15 protein-coding genes are annotated in these 16,309 nt (G+C 72.1%); 10 read left to right on the top strand and 5 right to left on the bottom strand.

What is annotated here, in order from left to right; all coding sequences use genetic code 11:
* Positions 1 to 17 precede the first annotated feature (17 nt).
* Entirely contained in the window at positions 18 to 236 is a 219-nt protein-coding gene (locus M3B01_RS12565) for a hypothetical protein (RefSeq protein ID WP_193866329.1), read from the bottom strand.
* A gap of 128 nt (positions 237 to 364) precedes the next feature.
* On the opposite strand from M3B01_RS12565, the gene M3B01_RS12560 reads away from it, so the two are divergent.
* From M3B01_RS12560 to M3B01_RS12550, 3 genes are read left to right on the top strand one after another with little or no spacing between them, the layout of a single operon-like run.
* On the top strand, positions 365 to 2,494 hold the full coding sequence (locus M3B01_RS12560; protein WP_259792510.1) for a type IIA DNA topoisomerase subunit B: 2,130 nt from the start codon (positions 365 to 367) through the stop codon (positions 2,492 to 2,494).
* Positions 2,491 to 3,276, top strand: coding sequence for an imidazole glycerol phosphate synthase subunit HisF (gene hisF / locus M3B01_RS12555; protein WP_259792509.1), 786 nt, complete (start codon positions 2,491 to 2,493; stop codon positions 3,274 to 3,276). Before M3B01_RS12560 ends, hisF begins: the two co-directional genes overlap by 4 nt.
* Complete coding sequence (locus M3B01_RS12550) at positions 3,273 to 4,361, top strand: metallophosphoesterase (RefSeq protein ID WP_259792508.1); 1,089 nt, start codon at positions 3,273 to 3,275, stop codon at positions 4,359 to 4,361. The genes hisF and M3B01_RS12550 overlap by 4 nt, the downstream gene beginning before the upstream one ends.
* Here M3B01_RS12550 and M3B01_RS12545 read toward each other — a convergent pair.
* Positions 4,343 to 5,221 (bottom strand): D-hexose-6-phosphate mutarotase, encoded by an 879-nt coding sequence (locus tag M3B01_RS12545; RefSeq protein WP_259792507.1) that lies wholly within the window; start codon positions 5,219 to 5,221, stop codon positions 4,343 to 4,345. The two genes, M3B01_RS12550 and M3B01_RS12545, sit on opposite strands and share 19 nt — an antisense overlap.
* Before the next feature lie 7 nt (positions 5,222 to 5,228).
* A complete protein-coding gene (locus M3B01_RS12540) occupies positions 5,229 to 7,685 on the bottom strand; it encodes a DNA topoisomerase (ATP-hydrolyzing) subunit A (RefSeq protein WP_259792506.1) in 2,457 nt (818 codons plus the stop codon).
* 92 nt (positions 7,686 to 7,777) lie between these two features.
* Here M3B01_RS12540 and M3B01_RS12535 point away from each other — a divergent pair, with 92 nt between their 5' ends.
* From M3B01_RS12535 to M3B01_RS12525, 3 genes are all read left to right on the top strand, one after another.
* Positions 7,778 to 10,516, top strand: coding sequence for a GNAT family N-acetyltransferase (locus M3B01_RS12535; RefSeq protein ID WP_259792504.1), 2,739 nt, complete (start codon positions 7,778 to 7,780; stop codon positions 10,514 to 10,516).
* Positions 10,494 to 11,078 carry a DUF5998 family protein gene (locus tag M3B01_RS12530; protein ID WP_259792502.1) on the top strand — a complete coding sequence of 195 codons (585 nt, stop codon included), beginning with the start codon at positions 10,494 to 10,496 and terminating at the stop codon, positions 11,076 to 11,078. The genes M3B01_RS12535 and M3B01_RS12530 overlap by 23 nt, the downstream gene beginning before the upstream one ends.
* A gap of 104 nt (positions 11,079 to 11,182) precedes the next feature.
* Positions 11,183 to 12,232 carry an alkaline phosphatase family protein gene (locus M3B01_RS12525; RefSeq protein WP_259792500.1) on the top strand — a complete coding sequence of 350 codons (1,050 nt, stop codon included), beginning with the start codon at positions 11,183 to 11,185 and terminating at the stop codon, positions 12,230 to 12,232.
* A 46-nt stretch (positions 12,233 to 12,278) separates the two neighbouring features.
* On the opposite strand, the gene sepH is transcribed toward M3B01_RS12525, so the two are convergent.
* Positions 12,279 to 13,616, bottom strand: coding sequence for a septation protein SepH (gene sepH / locus M3B01_RS12520; protein WP_259792498.1), 1,338 nt, complete (start codon positions 13,614 to 13,616; stop codon positions 12,279 to 12,281).
* Between the two features lie 237 nt (positions 13,617 to 13,853).
* Here sepH and M3B01_RS12515 point away from each other — a divergent pair, with 237 nt between their 5' ends.
* Complete coding sequence (locus M3B01_RS12515) at positions 13,854 to 14,153, top strand: DUF4193 domain-containing protein (protein ID WP_017823650.1); 300 nt, start codon at positions 13,854 to 13,856, stop codon at positions 14,151 to 14,153.
* Positions 14,154 to 14,187: 34 nt separating this feature from the next.
* Here the strand turns inward: M3B01_RS12515 and M3B01_RS12510 are convergent, their stop codons facing one another.
* Positions 14,188 to 14,688: a DUF3093 domain-containing protein gene (locus M3B01_RS12510; protein ID WP_259792496.1), complete on the bottom strand. Its 501-nt coding sequence runs from the start codon at positions 14,686 to 14,688 to the stop codon at positions 14,188 to 14,190.
* A gap of 62 nt (positions 14,689 to 14,750) precedes the next feature.
* Here M3B01_RS12510 and dut point away from each other — a divergent pair, with 62 nt between their 5' ends.
* The 3 genes from dut to M3B01_RS12495 form a co-directional block, all read left to right on the top strand.
* Positions 14,751 to 15,233 carry a dUTP diphosphatase gene (gene dut, locus M3B01_RS12505; RefSeq protein ID WP_259792494.1) on the top strand — a complete coding sequence of 161 codons (483 nt, stop codon included), beginning with the start codon at positions 14,751 to 14,753 and terminating at the stop codon, positions 15,231 to 15,233.
* 4 nt (positions 15,234 to 15,237) lie between these two features.
* Positions 15,238 to 15,975, top strand: coding sequence for a DUF3710 domain-containing protein (locus M3B01_RS12500; RefSeq protein WP_259792491.1), 738 nt, complete (start codon positions 15,238 to 15,240; stop codon positions 15,973 to 15,975).
* The coding region (locus M3B01_RS12495) for an OB-fold nucleic acid binding domain-containing protein (protein ID WP_193866318.1) at positions 15,972 to 16,309 on the top strand (338 nt) is incomplete at its 3' end. The genes M3B01_RS12500 and M3B01_RS12495, both read left to right, overlap by 4 nt.

The raw sequence follows: 16,309 nt of genomic DNA, 5'->3' as shown, positions 1-16,309 counted from the left end.
GGCGCGGGCCCGCGAGGTCAGTCCTCGGGGATCTGCGGCTTGATGTGGAGTCGTTCGGTCTCGTCGATCACCTCGGAGGCGAGGGGACGCAGGGCATCGGAGTGGGCGCGCGCATGATGGGCGCAGAACATCAGCTCACCGCCGGCCTGCAGGACCACCTTCACGTAGGCCTGGGCACCACAGCGGTCGCACCGATCGTGCGCGGTGAGCCGGGGGGCTTCGAGAGTCAGGTTCATGGTTCTTTTGTAGCACCTGGCGGGTGCGAAACCGAGGTGCGTCCACCTCGGTTCGCTGGCGGCGCAACCTGCTGTGAGGGGCGCCGCAATACCGGGTGCGCGGCTGCCGGGCCCGTAAGATCCACAGGGTGTCCAGTTCCAGCAGCACCTCACGTTCCAGCGCGAAGACAGAGTACGACGCACGCCACCTGCAGGTTCTCGAGGGGCTCGAGGCCGTCCGCAAGCGCCCCGGGATGTACATCGGGTCCACGGACTCCCGCGGTCTCATGCACTGCTTGTGGGAGATCCTCGACAACGCGGTCGACGAGGCACTGGGCGGGCACGGCGAGTCGATCAGCGTGATCCTGCATCCCGATGCCTCGGTGGAGGTGCGCGACACCGGGCGCGGCGTCCCCGTGGACACCGAGCCCCGCACCGGCCTGACCGGCGTCGAGGTCGTCTACACCAAGCTGCACGCGGGCGGGAAGTTCGGCGGCGGTTCCTACGCCGCCGCCGGGGGTCTGCACGGCGTCGGCGCCAGCGTGGTCAACGCGCTCTCGGGCCGGCTCGACGTCGAGGTGGACCGCGCCGGCACCACCTATGCCATGAGCTTCCAGCGAGGCCGGGCGGGCGTGTTCGCCGATGACGGCGAGCCCAGCCCCGATGCGCCCTTCACCCCGGCCGACGGCCCGGCGGAGCTGCGGAAGATCGGCAAGGTCAAGCGCGGCGTCTCCGGCACCCGCGTGCGGTACTGGGCCGATCCGCAGATCTTCGTCAAGGGCTCCCACTTCTCCCTGGACGACCTCACCCGCCGCGCCCGGCAGACGGCCTTCCTGGTGCCCGGGCTGGAGCTGTCGGTCACCGACCACCGGCCCGAGGCCTCGCCCGATCAGCCCGCCACCCGCCGCTTCCACTACGAGGGCGGGATCTCCGAGTTCGTCGAGTACCTCGCGCAGGACGAGAGGATCACCGACGTGATCCGCCTCCAGGGCACCGGCGAGTACACCGAGACCATCCCGGTGCTCGACGCGAACGGACACATGGTCTCCACCGATGTGGACCGCAGCTGCGAGGTGGACATCGCCCTGCGCTGGGGCTCCGACTACGAGACCACCCTGCGCTCCTTCGTCAACATCGTGGCCACCCCCAAGGGCGGCACCCATGTGGCCGGCTTCGAGCAGGCCATGGTCAAGACCCTGCGCAAGCAGGTCGAGAACCAGGCCCGCCGCGTCAGGTTCAACGCCAAGAACGAGAAGATCGAGAAGGACGACACGCTCGCCGGTCTGACCGCCGTGATCAGCGTGCGCATCGACGAGCCCCAGTTCGAGGGCCAGACCAAGGAGGTGCTGGGCACCCCTGCCATCCGCGCGATCGTGAGCAGGATGGTTGAGGAGCAGCTCACCGCGTTCCTCACCTCCGGCAAGAAGGGCGAGAAGGAGCAGGCCGCCCTGGTGATCGACAAGGTGGTCTCCGAGATGCGCGCCCGCATCGCCGCGCGCATGCACAAGGAGGTCTCGCGCCGCAAGAACGCGCTGGAGTCCTCCACCATGCCCACCAAGCTCGCCGACTGCCGCACCACCGACGTGGACCGCTCCGAACTGTTCATCGTCGAGGGCGACAGCGCCCTGGGCACCGCCAAGAACGCCCGTTCCTCCGAGTTCCAGGCGCTGCTGCCGATCCGCGGCAAGATCCTCAACGTCCAGAAGGCGTCCATCACGGACATGCTCAAGAACGCCGAGTGCGCAGCGATCATCCAGGTGATCGGTGCCGGCTCCGGGCGCACCTTCGACCTCGAGGCCGCCCGCTACGGCAAGATCATCATGATGACCGACGCGGACGTCGACGGCGCCCACATCCGCACCCTGCTGCTGACCCTGTTCCACCGCTACATGCGGCCCCTGGTCGAGGCGGGGCGCGTCTACGCAGCGGTGCCGCCGCTGCACCGGGTGGAGATCATCCACGGGGGAGCGAAGAAGAACGAGTACGTGTACACGTACTCCGAGGCGGAGCTGCTCAAGCTGCTGAAGTCCCTCGAGCGCCGCAACAAGCGCTACAAGGAGCCGATCCAGCGGTACAAGGGGCTGGGGGAGATGGATGCCGACCAGCTGGCCGACACCACCATGGACCCCGCCCACCGCACCCTGCGCCGCGTGCGCATCGAGGACGCCGAGGCCGCCAGCGCCATGTTCGAGCTGCTGATGGGCTCCGAGGTCGCCCCGCGCAAGCAGTTCATCATCGAGGGCGCCGAGGAGCTGGACCGCGAGAGGATCGACGCATGAGCCTGGCAGTCCGTGTCATCCCGTGTCTGGACGTCGACGCCGGGCGCGTGGTCAAGGGCGTCAACTTCCAGGACCTGCGCGATGCCGGTGACCCCGTGGAGCTCGCCGCCCGCTACGGCGCCGACGGCGCCGACGAGCTCACCTTCCTGGACGTGACCGCCTCCTCCGGGGGCCGCGCCACCATGATCGACGTGGTCCGGGCCGCCGCCGAGCAGATCTTCATCCCGCTCACCGTGGGTGGTGGGGTGCGCACCCCCGAGGACGTCGACCAGCTGCTGCGCGCAGGCGCCGACAAGTGCGGCGTCAACACCGCCGCCATCGCCCGCCCCGAGGTGATCACCGAGATCGCCAGCCGCTTCGGCAACCAGGTGCTGGTGCTGTCGATCGACGCGCGCCGCATCACCGACGACACCCCCCAGGGCACCGCTCGCACCGGCTCCGGCTTCGAGGTCACCACCCACGGCGGCCGCCGCGGCACCGGCATCGACGCCGTCGAGTGGATCCGCGAGGCCACCGATCGCGGAGCAGGCGAGATCCTGCTGAACTCCATGGACGCCGACGGCACCAAGGACGGCTTCGACCTCGAGCTGATCGGCCTGGCCCGCCAGGCCACCACCCTCCCGCTGATCGCCTCCGGCGGCGCCGGGGCCCCCGAGCACTTCGCGCCCGCGGTGCGGGCCGGGGCCGACGCGGTGCTCGCCGCGAGCGTGTTCCACTTCGGCCAGATGAGCATCGCCCAGGTGAAGCAGGCCCTCGCCGCTGAGGGCATCACCGTCCGGTGAGCGCCCCGCTGTCGGTCAGCACCGATCGCACCGTCGGCGGTGACTGGCGCTCCCGTGCCGCCCGTCGCTTGGCCGTCACCTCCCTGGCGCTGTTGCTCGCGATCGCGCTGCTGGCCGCCTGGCTGCTGTGGGACAACCGCCGGCTGGACGTGACCACCTACCGGGTCCCGCTCCTCGGCACCGCGGCCTCCTCGGCGGGTTCAGGCACCGGCCCGGCCGGCCCCGTGCGGATCGCCCAGATCTCCGACCTCCACGCCGCCGACTTCGGAACCTTCACCGATCGTCTGCTGGACGCCACCCGGGCCTCGGAACCGGACCTGATCGCCCTGACCGGGGACATGATCGACGTTCGCACCCGCGACCTCACCGGGGTGCTGGACCTCGCCTCCGAGCTCAGCTCTCTCGCCCCCACGTACTTCGTGCTGGGCAACCACGAGGCGGACTCCCCGCTGCGCGAGGAGTTCCTGGCCGGGCTCGAGCAGGCCGGCATCACCGTGCTGCGCAACGAGGCAGAGGTGGTCACCCTGGGCGGCACCGAGCTGATCATCGCGGGCATCGACGACCCGCGCGTGGATCGCGCCGACGGACGCATCGCCTCCTCCGCACGGTCCGACGCGGCCCTCGCCCTGCACGGCCTGGGAGCGGAGACCGACGAGCTGCCCATCATCCTGCTGGCTCACCGCCCGGAGCTGCTGGAGGACTACGCCCGCACCGAGGCCGACGTGGTGCTGTCCGGCCACGCCCACGGCGGCCAGGTGCGCCTGCCCGTCATCGGTGCGCTGTTCGCCCCGCACCAGGGCTGGCTGCCCGAGCTCACCAACGGGGTCCACACCCGCGAGGGCACCACCATCGTGATCAGCCGGGGGCTGGGCAACTCGATCGCCGCGGTGCGGGTGAACAACCCGCGGGAGCTCGTGGTGCTGGATCTGGAGCGCGGTCTGGTCGGAGACAGCCTGGGCCCGCCTGCCGGGGACGCTCACCCACGGGCAGTTCCTGACAGCCGTGCGGGAGCCGGGGACTCTCCAGGAGCTCGCCTCCCTCGTCCGGGGGCTGATCAGTGCCGGTCTCAGCGCTCCACGCGGTAGGTGACCCCCAGGGTGAGTGCCCCGCCGGGCGGCAGCACCTGCGCGGCGTCCTTCGCCACCGCCGGCTCCACGCACACGAAGTCGGTCCAGGCGTCGTCCGGCATGTCGGCCATCTCCGCCGCCGACTGCGACCACGGGTTCCACACCACGGTCTTCGCGGTGCCGCGGGGGGAGGAGACGATCCGGCGGGCCCCGGCCACGTCCTCGATCACCACGTCCGCGTTGACGCCGTACACGCGGTCGGTCGCGCCGCTCAGCCTCAGCACGGGCTCATCCTGCCGGAACTGCTCCAGGTCCCGTATGTTGTCGAGGTAGTCCCCGCCCTGCAGGCCCCGGATCTCGATCTCGCGCACGTCACCCACGGAGAGGTACGTGTGCAGGGCGGCCTCGGCCTCGATCTCCTCGCTGCCCGCGGTGAGGGTCAGATCCACCGACAGGTCCGCGCCGATGCGGAACACGGCGTCGGCCCGGATCCCGGTGCCGTCGGGATCGGCTCCCTCCAGCGCCAGCTCGAGCAGCACGTCGTCCCCGTCGAAGGAGGCGGCGGTGAGCTCCCAGGGATGGTTGCGGATCCACCCGTGCTTGACCGGCCTCTCACCGTCGCGACCGGGTCCGAACCAGGGGCCGACCAGGGGGATGCCCCCGCGGATCGCGGCGCCGTTTCCGTACTCCGAGAGCTCGCTGAGCCACAGCACGTCCTGTTCACCGGCCGGGGCCCAGCTGGTCAGGTGCGCGCCGTCCAGGTGCAGCACGGCGCGGGCGGCCGGGGTGTCCACCACCAGTGCCTCGGTGCCGTGTACGCGCTCCCGGCTCACGCCGGGCGGCAGGGGGACAGGCGCGCTCTCGGTCACAGGAGTCATGGTGCGATCATCCCACCGCGGCGATCGGCACGGCCACCGGCGTGCCGGAGCCGTCGCGGCGACCCGTCGGCTCGGGCAGCTCGATCGGCTGCCCCGCCTCGGAGCTCGCCCGAGCGGGATGCGGCACCACCCAGGCGCCGATCAGCACGTCCTCGCCGCGCAGGAACCGGTGGCAGCGCACACCGCCTGTCGCCCTGCCCTTGGCGGGGTACTCGGTGAAGGCGGCGACTTTGAGGGAGCCCGTCTGCAGCACCGGCAGGGTCCCGGAGGAGCCGGCCACGGTCACCACGTCCGCCGGCGCGGTCACGTCGACCACGCCGAAGGAGACCACGTGGGCTCCTGCGGCCAGCTTGATTCCGGCCACGCCCCCGGCCGCCCGCCCCTGGGGCCGCACACCGGAGGAGGGGAAGTGCAGCAGCTGCGCGTCGGAGGTGACGAACACCAGGTCCAGGTCCGCATCGTCCTCCAGGTCCACGGCGCCCACCACCCGGTCGCCGTCCTTCAGCGAGACGATCTCGAAGCCGTCGGCGCGGGGGAAGTCCAGCTGCACCCTCTTGACGACGCCGTGGCGGGTGCCGAGCGCGATCGCGCCGCCGCGGGCCACGTCCCCCTCCGCGAGGCGGATCAGCGCCAGCGGCCTCTCCTCCTTCTCCAGGTCGATCAGGTCCACCAGGCGGGTGCCCCCGGCCAGCGACGGCGCACCGGCGGTGGGCGCGAGGGACGGCAGGTCCACCACGTTCACCCGCAGCACGCGCCCCAGGTCCGTGACCACACCGACCTCGGAGCGGGTGGTGGTGGCGACGTCGGAGACCACCACGTCGTGGGAGCCGCGCGGCCCCTCCCGCAGCAGCGGTCCCTCGCCTGCCACCCGCGCGATCAGCCCGGTGCCCGTCAGCAGCACCCCGCAGGGCTCGTCGGCCACCTCGAGGGAGCCGCCGGCGGTGGCCACGGGCTGCTCCGCGGCTTCCAGCAGTACGGTGCGGCGAGGCGTGCCGTGCTCGGCGGCCACCGCGGCCAGCTCGTCGGAGACCAGGCGCCGCAGCACCTCGTCGGAGCCCAGGATCTCCTGGAGCCTCTCGATCTCGGCGCGCAGCTCGTCGCGCTCGCCCTCCAGCTCGATCTGGGAGAACTTCGTCAGGCGCCGCAGGCGCAGCTCGAGGATGTACTCGGCCTGCACCTGGGTCAGGTCGAACACCCCCATCAGCCGGGTGCGGGCGGTCTCGGCGTCATCGCTGGAGCGGACGATCTGGATCACCTCGTCGATGTCCACGATCGCCAGCAGCAGGCCCTCCACCAGGTGCAGCCGGTCCAGGCGCTTGCGCAGGCGATGCTCCGTGCGGCGCCGCACCACCTTCAACCGGTGGTCCACGAACACCTCGAGCAGCTGCTTGAGGCCCAGGGTGCGTGGCTGGCCCTCCACCAGCGCCACGTTGTTGATGCCGAAGGACTCCTCCAGCGGGGTGTGGCGGTACAGCTGCTGCAGCACCGCCTCCGGGTCGAACCCGGACTTCACGGCGAGCACCAGGCGCAGGCCGTGGTGGCGATCGGTGAGGTCCTGGTAGTCGGTGATGCCCTGGACCTTCTTGGCCTGCACCGCATCGCGCAGCTTCTCGGCCACTTTCTCCGGGCCCACCTGGTACGGCAGCTCGGTGACCACGATGCCCTTGCGGCGGCTGGTGACGTTCTCGATCCGCGTGGTGGCACGCATCCGGAAGGAGCCGCGGCCGGTGCGGTACGCATCCCGCACGCCCTCCAGGCCGATGATCCGACCTCCGCTGGGCAGGTCCGGTCCGGGGACGAAGCGCATCAGCTCCTCGAGCTCGGCATCCGGGTGGTCGATCAGGTGGCGCGCGGCAGCGATGGTCTCCACCAGGTTGTGGGGGGGCATGTTCGTGGCCATGCCCACCGCGATGCCCGCCGCCCCGTTGACCAGGAGGTTCGGGTACTGCGCGGGGAGTACCTCGGGCTGGGTGAGCTGGTTGTCGTAGTTCGGCACCAGATCCACGACGTCCTCGTCCAGCGAGTCCGTCATCAGCAGTGCTGCCTTGGCCAGGCGCGCCTCGGTGTAGCGGGGCGCTGCCGGCCCGTTGTCCAGGGAGCCGAAGTTCCCGTGGCCGTCGATCAGCGGCAGGCGCATCGAGAACGGCTGCGCCATGCGCACCAGCGCATCGTAGATCGCGGTGTCGCCGTGGGGATGGAGCTTGCCCATCACCTCGCCCACCACGCGCTGGCTCTTGACGTGGCCCCGGTCGGGCCTCAGCCCCATCTCGGCCATCATGTAGAGGATGCGCCGCTGCACGGGCTTGAGACCGTCTCGGGCATCGGGCAGCGCACGGGAGTAGATGACGGAGTAGGCGTACTCCAGGAAGGACGTCTCCATCTCGCTGGTGACGTCGATGTCGAGGATCGTCTCCGCGACCTTCTCGTCACCGGCCGGGGGCTGCGTGCTGCGGGATCGGGCCATGGGGGACATCATGGCAGGTGGAGGGCCCGGATCCCGGCAGGCCGGAGTGTGGATCGCGTCAATCCGGGGCATGCCCCGATAGGATCCGGGACATGGCAGCCCGGCGCGAAGGTCCCCGCCCCCGACGACGCCGCCCCTCCTCGCGAGAGCCCGCCCGCGCGCCCTACCCGGCGCACTGGGAGGCCGACATCGCCCTGCGGGACGGATCTGCGGCCCACCTGCGCCCGATCCTGCCCAGCGACGCGGAGGCCCTCCAGCGCTTCCACGAGCGGCAGTCCGAGCAGTCCCGCTACCTGCGGTTCTTCGCTCCGATGCCACGACTGTCCACGAAGGACTTGGAGCGCTTCACCGTGGTGGACCACCGCGACCGGGTCGCCTTCGTGGTGCTGGTGGGCACGGAGATCATCGCCGTGGGCCGCTACGACCGCATCGGGCCGGACGAGGCCGAGGTGGCGTTCAACGTCTCCGACTCCCGCCAGGGGACCGGCCTGGGCTCGGTGCTTCTCGAGCACCTGGCCGCCGCCGCGCGCGAGCGCGGCATCGGCACCTTCACCGCCGAGGTGCTGCCGCAGAACACCAAGATGTTCCACGTCTTCTCCGAAACCGGTTTCGATGTGAGCCGTGCCTACGACGACGGCGTGGTGCAGGTCTCCTTCCGCATCGACCCCACCGCCCGTTCCCTGGCGGTGATGGCCGAGCGCGAGCACCGCGCCGAGTCCCAGGCGATGGAACGGCTCCTGCACCCCTCATCGGTCCTGCTGGTGGGGGTCTCCACCCGCGCTGACTCTCCCGGTGGCCGCTTCCTGACGGCCCTGGAGGCCTCCGGGTTCGACGGTGGCATCCACGTGGTCGCCAGGGATGCCTTCGAGATCCGCGGGCACCCTGCCCACGCCCGGATCGCCGATGTGCCCGGCCCTGTGGACCTCGCGGTGATCGCGCTGCGGCCCGAGGCCTGCCTCGATGCGATCGAGGAGTGCGCCGCCATCGGGGTGCGCTCTGTGGTGATCCCCACCGAGGGGTTCAGCGACACCACCGACGGGCGCCGTCTGCAGCGGGAGCTGGTGGCCCGCGCGCGCAGGCACGGCATGCGCCTGCTGGGCCCGGGCTCCTTCGGGTTCCTGCGCACCGGGGAGGATCCCCTGTCCGTCTCGCTGTCCCCGGCGCTGCCTGCCGCGGGCCGGGTGGCGCTGGCCGGGCAGTCCAGCGCCCTGACCGCGATGCTGCTGGCCGGTGTGGATGCGCGGGGCGTGGGGCTGCACGAGTTCGTGGGCGTCGGCAACCGGGCCGACGTCTCCCTCAACGACTGCCTCCAGCACTGGGAGGACGACGACCGCATCGACGTGATCGGCCTGGCCCTGGAGTCGATGGGCAATCCCCGCAAGTTCAGCCGCATCGCCCGGCGCCTGACCCGCCGCACCCCTCTGATCGTGCTGCGCCCACCGTCCCCGGGCTCCGTGCTGCCTCCCGGGCACGACGTGCGCCGCTCCACCCTCCCGCGTCGGGCCCTGGACCAGGTGCTGGAGGCCGCCGGCGTGGTGCAGACGGGCTCCGTCGAGCACCTGATGGACGTGGTGGACGCCCTGGGGCGGCAGGGCCTTCCCCACGGCACCCGCGTGGGCCTGCTCTCGAACACCCCGGCCCTCGGCGCGGCCCTCAGGGGAGCCGCCGACGAGTCCGGCATGCAGGTGGTCGCGGACAACCGCAGTGTGCCGCTGGCCGCCGATCAGCGGCTGGTCCAGCGCGCCTTCACCTCCATGGCCGCGCTCGGCCATGTCGACGTGGTGATCGCGGGCGTCCTCGATCCGCTCACCGGGGACTCCGTCGAGGTGATCCGCCAGATGTCGCTGGTGGCCCGGCACAGCGAGGTGGTGCTGCTGGTGTGCCTGATCACCAGTCAGGACCGCTTCGAGAAGGTGCGCCGTGCCGTCCGTGCCGATGCCTCGCTGCCTCCGGTCCATGCCACCCCGTCCCATGCCGTGCGCGCCGCCACCGGCATGCTGGCGGCGCTGCGCCGCCCGGCCGTGGACGAGGCTGATCCGGCCGTGCGCGATGACGTGGACCGGGCTGCTGCCCGCGCCCTGGTCGAGCGCCTGGTGCCGCAGCACGGAGCAGGTCCCGTGCCCCTCGACGCCGAGGACGTCTCCTCCCTGCTGGCTGCCTACGGGATCCCCGTGCTGCGGTCGATCAGGGTGGCGGATGCCCAGGAGGCGGTGTCCGCTGCGGAGGAGCTCGGGTACCCGGTCGCGCTCAAGAGCACGGACCCCGTGCTGCGCCACCGGGCCGATCTGGGCGGGGTGCGGCTGGGTCTCGCCGATGCCGCGCAGCTGCGCCGCGCCCACGAGGAGATGCGCCGCGAGCTCTCCTTCTCCAGTGCCCCGCTCGAGGTCCAGTCCATGGCCGCCGCCGGCGTGCCGGTGGTGGTGCGCAGCACGGAGGATCCCTCCCTGGGGCCCGTGGTCTCCCTGTCCCTGGCCGGTGATGCCACCGACCTGCTGGACGACATCGCCTACGCGATCCCGCCGCTCTCGGAGCAGGCCGCCTCCGCCCTGGTGGACGCCCCGGCGACGGCGGTCAAGCTGCGCGGGGTCCGCGGGCTGCCGCCGGCCGATCGCGCCGCCCTGGCCGACATCGTGGTGCGGGTGGGGCTGCTGGCCGAGGACCTGCCCGAGGTGGCGCAGCTGGAGCTGTACCCCGTGGTGGTGGCCCACAGCGGTGCCGCGGTGGTGGGGGCGCGGGTCGATCTCGCACGGGCGCCCAACCGCACCGACGGCGCACGCCGCGTGCTCGGCACCGTGGGAGACTGGATGGATGACGACAGCACTTCCCGCTGAGCTCCTCGCCGATCTCGAGACGGCAGGGTACTTCCCCCAGACGGCGGCAGCGAGCATGGAGGCCTCCCTGCGGGGGGCACGGCCGCTGGGCTACCTGGTGCGGCCCGAGACCACCTTCGACGGCCCCGAGGTGCGCCGTCACCTCACCGTCCTGGTGCTGACCGCCACCCACCTGCTGGTCACCCACCTCGACGATGATCCTGCCGATGCCCTGAACCCCAGCCAGGTGGTGGCGACCACCGAGCGCGTGCGCCTGCAGCGGGTCAGCGGCACGGGCCTTTCCCAGGTGTTCGACACCGATGGGCAGCGCGTCCCGCAGCAGGAGGCCGAGGTGACCATCGGGATCACCTGGAACGGCACCCGCCGCATGGACCTGGAGCGGGCGGTGTGCGATGACCCCTCCTGCGAGGTCGACCACGGCTACACCGGGACCCTCGCGCCCGCCGATCTCGCCCTGCGCGTGAGCGCCCTGGCCGACGGCCCGCGCGCCGTCGCCGAGGCGCTGCGCTTCCACGGCCTGCTGGTCGACGCGATCGACGCGCTCGACGACGCCCGGGGCTGAGAGCGCTGAGCGCTGCCACCGGTCAGGACCCACAGGACACGGGTCTCGCACCCGGGCTGCTGGACGCCCCGTTCGCGGGCGGCCTGCATCCAGGGCTGCTGGACGTGCTGGCGCCCTTGGCCACCGCCCCGGAGCCAGGCCGCGACCTGGTGGTGCTGGTGGACGGGCTGGGAGCCGATCTGCTCGTGCAGCACCGGGCCCTCACCCCGACCCTGCGGCGCCTGGAGGGACAGACCACGCGCGTGCGCACCGTGTTCCCCTCCACCACCGCCGCCGCCATGGTGTCCCTCCACACCGGCCTGCCGCCCCTGGTGCACGGGGTGCTGGGACTGACCACCCGCGACCCGGCCACGGGACAGGCCGTCCACGAACTCACGGGTGCCGCGGGCGTGGACCCGAGGGCGTGGATGCCGGAGCCCACCCTCCTGCAGCGCAGCGGGCGGCGAGCCGTGCAGGTGGGTCCGCGCCGCCACGCAGGCAGCCACCTCAGCGGGATGGCCTATCGCGGGTGGGAGTTCCAGGGCCACGGGCGCGAGGACCGCATCGAGGTGACCCTGCGTGCGGTGCGCCGCGCCGGGCCTGACGGGCTGGTCCACCTCCACGTCGACGACGTGGACCACGCCGGGCATCACCACGGGATCGACTCCGTGCAGTGGAGGGACGCGCTGATGGAGGTGGACGCCCTGCTGGGTGCGCTGCTGCGCAGGCTCCCGGGAGGCACCCGCGTCCACGTCACGGCCGATCACGGCATGGTGGACACCTCGCCCGAGCGCACGATCGAGCTGGGGGACCACCCTCACCTGGAGGGACTCATCGCGGGCGTGGCGGGGGAGCCGCGGGCCCTGGCCCTGTTCGCGGAGCCCGGCGCGGGAGCCATGGAGGAGCTCGCCGCCGGGCTGCAGAACCTGCTGGGGGAACGGGCCGTGGTGATGGTGCGCGATCAGCTGCTGGCCTCGGCCCTGCTCGGACCCGTCGGCACCCCCATCAGCGACAGGGTCACGGGGCGCGTGCCCGACGTGATGGTGCTGGCGCGGCAGAACTGGACCGTGGACCTGCTGTCCCACCGCCCCGCCGGGACGAAGTCCCTGATTGGTGTGCACGGCTCGCTCACCGCCGCGGAGTCCTGGATCCCCCTGGTGCGAGCCGTCAGCTGAGCGCGGCGACGGCCCAGCGGCCTGAACCGCCCGGTAGGGAGGGCCGTCAGTCGTGCTTGGAGCCGAAGACGATCTCGTCCCAGCTCGGCATCGAGGCGCGCTTGTTGCGGGACTTCCCCGACTTCTTCGAGGCGGGCCTGCGCGACTGCTCCCCCTCGGACTCCTGCGCGCGCTCCTGCTCGAAGCCGGGCAGGGGAGTGAGGTCCACCGTGTCCTGGTAGTCGGGCTGAGCACCTCGGGAATCCTCCGCCGGGTCGCCCTCGGCTCCGTCGCCCTCGCCGTCGGTCGGCGATCCGCTCCCGGACAGGTCGTCGTCATCAGCGGGGTCCCGGTCCTCCTCCCGGGTGGCAGCAGGATCCTCGGAGGCGGCCAGATCAGTGCTCTGATCATGCTCGGCCCGCTCCCGACTGTGCTCGCTCCAGGCCTCCTGGTCCGGATCCTCGCCCCCGGCAAAGCCCCCCTGTGCGGCCGGGCCGGGTCGCGCGGCGTCGCGGTCGACCTCGCCGTCCGCGCCGGCGCCGTCGATCGCCTGGTCCTGGTCGACCTCGGGATCATCGAGGCTGGACCACACACCGATGCTCTCCGGATCCTCCTCGTCCTGACCGGCGCCGCCCTGCGAGGCATCCCGCTGGGGAAGGGGGCGCAGGCCCCGGCGCGCGTTGAGGGCGTCGAGCTCGGACTCGTCGATCGCTGCGGGGTGGTCGCTGGAGACCGGGGTGCGGCGGCGCGGACGGCCCGCGCCCTCGTCGAAGGAGCCGTCGGCCTCGAGGTCGTACACCGAGCTCTTGACCGCCACCAGGCGCGCCCGGCCGCGGGAGGGCTCCGGGTCGGCGTCCTCGTCGCTGATCCAGCGGGCCTCGTCGTCCTTGGCGGTGACCGTTCGGTTGTCCATGTCCACCACCCAGTGCGCCTGGCGGGTGCGCCCGGCGGCGGAGAAGGTCAGCTCCAGCGCCCAGGTTCCGTCGCTGCGCCGCCATGCATCCCAGGCCGTGTCGGGGGAGGCCTGGCGCGCGGCGAGGCGCTCGGCCACCATCTCCTCGAGTGCCGGTCCGCCCCGGCCCACGTGGAAGCCGCGGGCACGCTGCGCGGTCCACGCGCGCTCGGCGAGCACCGGGCCCTCGTAGCGGCGCACATGGTCCACCGGGATCTGTGACATCTCCGCGATGTCCTCCGCGCTGCGACCGGATCGCAGCATGGCCTGGATGTCCTTGGGGCGCAGGGCGCCGGCCTCGGCCGCCCGGATCATGCCCAGTGCGGGGCGGTCGCGGCGCACGGCCGCACGGAGCGCCTCGTCGATGCGCAGCGTGTAGCGCTCACCGTCGGAGTCGGTGAGGATCAGGTGCTCCCCGTCGTCGTGGATCCCGTCGAGCTCGAGCTCTCGCATCGTCGTCCTCTCCGTCGGAGACCTGTCGGTCGGGCCATGTCGCTGCTGCGGTGTACGGGCACGACCCTATCCCGCCGCGCCTGCAGTCCCGGCGTCCGTTCCCAGGGGGCGTGTTGTCGGCCGCAGAATGCTCTGCAATAATGCCGCCGCATTCGACGTTGCCACGCGGAGCTGCACTCCTCGTGCAGGACCGGCTCAGGGTCGGCAATACCTCTGACAACCAGGAACGGACCGTAGATGGCCACAGATTACGACGCCCCGCGCAAGACCGACGACGAATCCGGTGAGGACTCGATCGAGGAGCTGAAGGGCAGGCGCAGTGAAGCCGCCGCCCCCACGGTGGACGAGGACGAGGCCGAGGCGGCCGACTCGTACGAGCTGCCCGGCGCGGACCTCTCCGGTGAGGAGCTCTCGGTGCGGGTGCTGCCCCGCCAGGCCGACGAGTTCACCTGTGCCAGCTGCTTCCTCGTGAAGCACCGCAGCCAGATCGACCACGTGGAGGGCACCCTCATCTACTGCAAGGAGTGCTCCGCCTGATCGAGGCGCGACATCCCCGCGGCGCGGTGCATCGTCAGTCGACGGTGCGCCGCGCCGCTCTCACTGCCAGGGCCAGATCCTCCGGACGGCGCGAGGACGCCACCCACGCAGTGGTGGGGTCCGTCTCGTCCAGCACCTCCATGCGCACCCCCGAGTGGATCCATCCGCGCGTGCAGTGATGGGCCAGGGGCTCGAAGTCCTGGCCCATCACCCGTTCCCACTGCTCGCCCTCCAGCACCACCGGCTCGCCCAGCAGTTCCACCGGGATCCGGGCCCTGCCCATGGTCAGCTGCCCGTCGCGCACCTCCAGCACCGGGGAGCTGACGTAGGCCAGTGCGCAGGCCACCACCAGAGCCAGCACCCCCACCACGGCGGCCAGGGTGTACGACAGCGGCACCAGGATCACACCGAAGGTGGCGCCGAGGAGGGCGATCACGATCCAGGCGCCGGGCCCCGGCAGCAGGCGCTCGTGGAACACGGGCGCCGTCGGGCGAGCGGGGACAGGGGACGCTGCGGGGCGGGGCTGATCGGGCATGACGGCATGGTCTCACGCACCCCTGGGACCGGCTCCTCCTGCACAGCCCCTACCCTGAATCCATGTCCGAAGACCAGACCGCCCCGCGCACCACCCTGCAGATCCGGCTCGAGCCCGGCGTGCCGCTGCCGCATCGAGCCCACGCCGACGACGCCGGCCTGGACCTGACCAGCAGTGAGGATCTGGAGATCCCCCCGGGCGGGCGCGCACTGGTGGACACCGGGACCGCCGTTGCCCTGCCCATGGGCACCGTGGGACTGGTCTGCCCCCGCTCCGGTCTGGCCTCCCGCCACGGGATCACCGTGCTGAACGGCCCGGGTATCGTGGACGCGGGCTACCGCGGCCCCATCCGGGTGCCGCTGCACAACACCGACCTCGACCAGCCCTTCGCCCTGCGCCGCGGCGACCGCATCGCCCAGCTGGTGATCGTGCCGTTCCTGGCCCCGGCGCTGGAGCAGGTCGGCGAGCTCGACGACACCGACCGGGCCAGCGCGGGCTTCGGCTCCAGCGGCGGCTTCGGTCCTGGCCACCGGAAGGAAGGCTGAACGCATGGCACTGTTCTCCCGCGGGCGCCGCAAGGACGCCCCCACGCACCGCGCCGACGAGGTCGCCGCCTCGACCTCCGAGGCCGACGACGCCGAGACCGACGACACCGCCGACGCATCGGAGGCCCGCCCCGAGCACCTCGAGGCCGGCCCCTACGACCAGCCCGATGCCCCCGAGGAGGACCGCATCGACCTGGGCGGCCTGCAGGTGCCGACCATTGACGGCATGGAGCTGCGGATGGAGGTGGACCAGCGCACCGGCACCGTCACCGGCGCGAACCTGGTGATCGACGGCTCCTCGCTGCAGGTGCAGGCCTTCGCTGCGCCGAAGTCCCGCGGCCTGTGGGACGAGGTGCGGACTTCTCTGCGGGATTCCGTGGTCAAGCAGGGCGGCACCGCCGAGACCCGCTCCGGAGCGTTCGGCACCGAGCTGATCACGCGCCTGCCGGTCAACCGAGCCGACGGCCGCACGGGGTACCGCCCGGCCCGTTTCATCGGCGTGGACGGCCCGCGCTGGTTCCTGCGCGCGATCCTCACCGGCCCCGCCCTGTCGGACAGGACGAAGTCGCGCCGCTTCGAGACGCTCATCTCCCGCCTGGTGGTGGTGCGCGGCGGCGACGCCATGGCACCCCAGGAGCTGATCCCGCTGACGCTGCCCGGCCAGCGGCCCGGGCTGATCCCGCAGAAGGCGGCGCTGATCGATCCGCTCGAGCGCGGGCCCGAGATCGCCGAGGTCGGATGAGTCCCCGTTCCGCCGCGAATGGAAGCCGTCCCGGGGCGCGGGGAGGGGGCGCCCCGGACACCGTCGCCTCGATCGACGACCGCCGCAAGGCGCACCTGGCCGGCGTGATCAGCTCCCTGGTGGTGCTGCCGCGCAGTGCGGCACCCGCGGTCGAGGCCGAGCTCGACGACGGCACCGGCACCATCGCCCTGGTCTGGCTCGGACGCGACCGCATCCCCGGCATCGAGCCCGGCGCGCGCCTGTCCGTGACGGGCTTCGCCGCCCGGCGCGGCGGCCGCCGGGTGATGTACAACCCCCGCTACGAGATCACCCGGATCAGCGGCCAGGAGGAGAC

Source organism: Brachybacterium sp. p3-SID957 (assembly GCF_025144775.1).
Classification (GTDB): domain Bacteria; phylum Actinomycetota; class Actinomycetes; order Actinomycetales; family Dermabacteraceae; genus Brachybacterium; species Brachybacterium epidermidis.
Note: the sequence above shows the minus strand (reverse complement) of the source record. Positions and strands in the feature narration are given on the sequence as shown.

Bases quoted from the DNA above. Each gene is read 5' to 3' on its own strand.
- M3B01_RS12545 (WP_259792507.1), bottom strand. From the start codon at position 5,221: ATGACTCCTGTGACCGAGAGCGCGCCTGTCCCCCTGCCGCCCGGCGTG.
- sepH (WP_259792498.1), bottom strand. From the start codon at position 13,616: ATGCGAGAGCTCGAGCTCGACGGGATCCACGACGACGGGGAGCACCTG.
- M3B01_RS12565 (WP_193866329.1), bottom strand. From the start codon at position 236: ATGAACCTGACTCTCGAAGCCCCCCGGCTCACCGCGCACGATCGGTGC.
- M3B01_RS12535 (WP_259792504.1), top strand. From the start codon at position 7,778: ATGGCAGCCCGGCGCGAAGGTCCCCGCCCCCGACGACGCCGCCCCTCC.
- M3B01_RS12540 (WP_259792506.1), bottom strand. From the start codon at position 7,685: ATGGCCCGATCCCGCAGCACGCAGCCCCCGGCCGGTGACGAGAAGGTC.
- M3B01_RS12515 (WP_017823650.1), top strand. From the start codon at position 13,854: ATGGCCACAGATTACGACGCCCCGCGCAAGACCGACGACGAATCCGGT.
- hisF (WP_259792509.1), top strand. From the start codon at position 2,491: ATGAGCCTGGCAGTCCGTGTCATCCCGTGTCTGGACGTCGACGCCGGG.
- M3B01_RS12530 (WP_259792502.1), top strand. From the start codon at position 10,494: ATGACGACAGCACTTCCCGCTGAGCTCCTCGCCGATCTCGAGACGGCA.
- dut (WP_259792494.1), top strand. From the start codon at position 14,751: ATGTCCGAAGACCAGACCGCCCCGCGCACCACCCTGCAGATCCGGCTC.
- M3B01_RS12500 (WP_259792491.1), top strand. From the start codon at position 15,238: ATGGCACTGTTCTCCCGCGGGCGCCGCAAGGACGCCCCCACGCACCGC.
- M3B01_RS12510 (WP_259792496.1), bottom strand. From the start codon at position 14,688: ATGCCCGATCAGCCCCGCCCCGCAGCGTCCCCTGTCCCCGCTCGCCCG.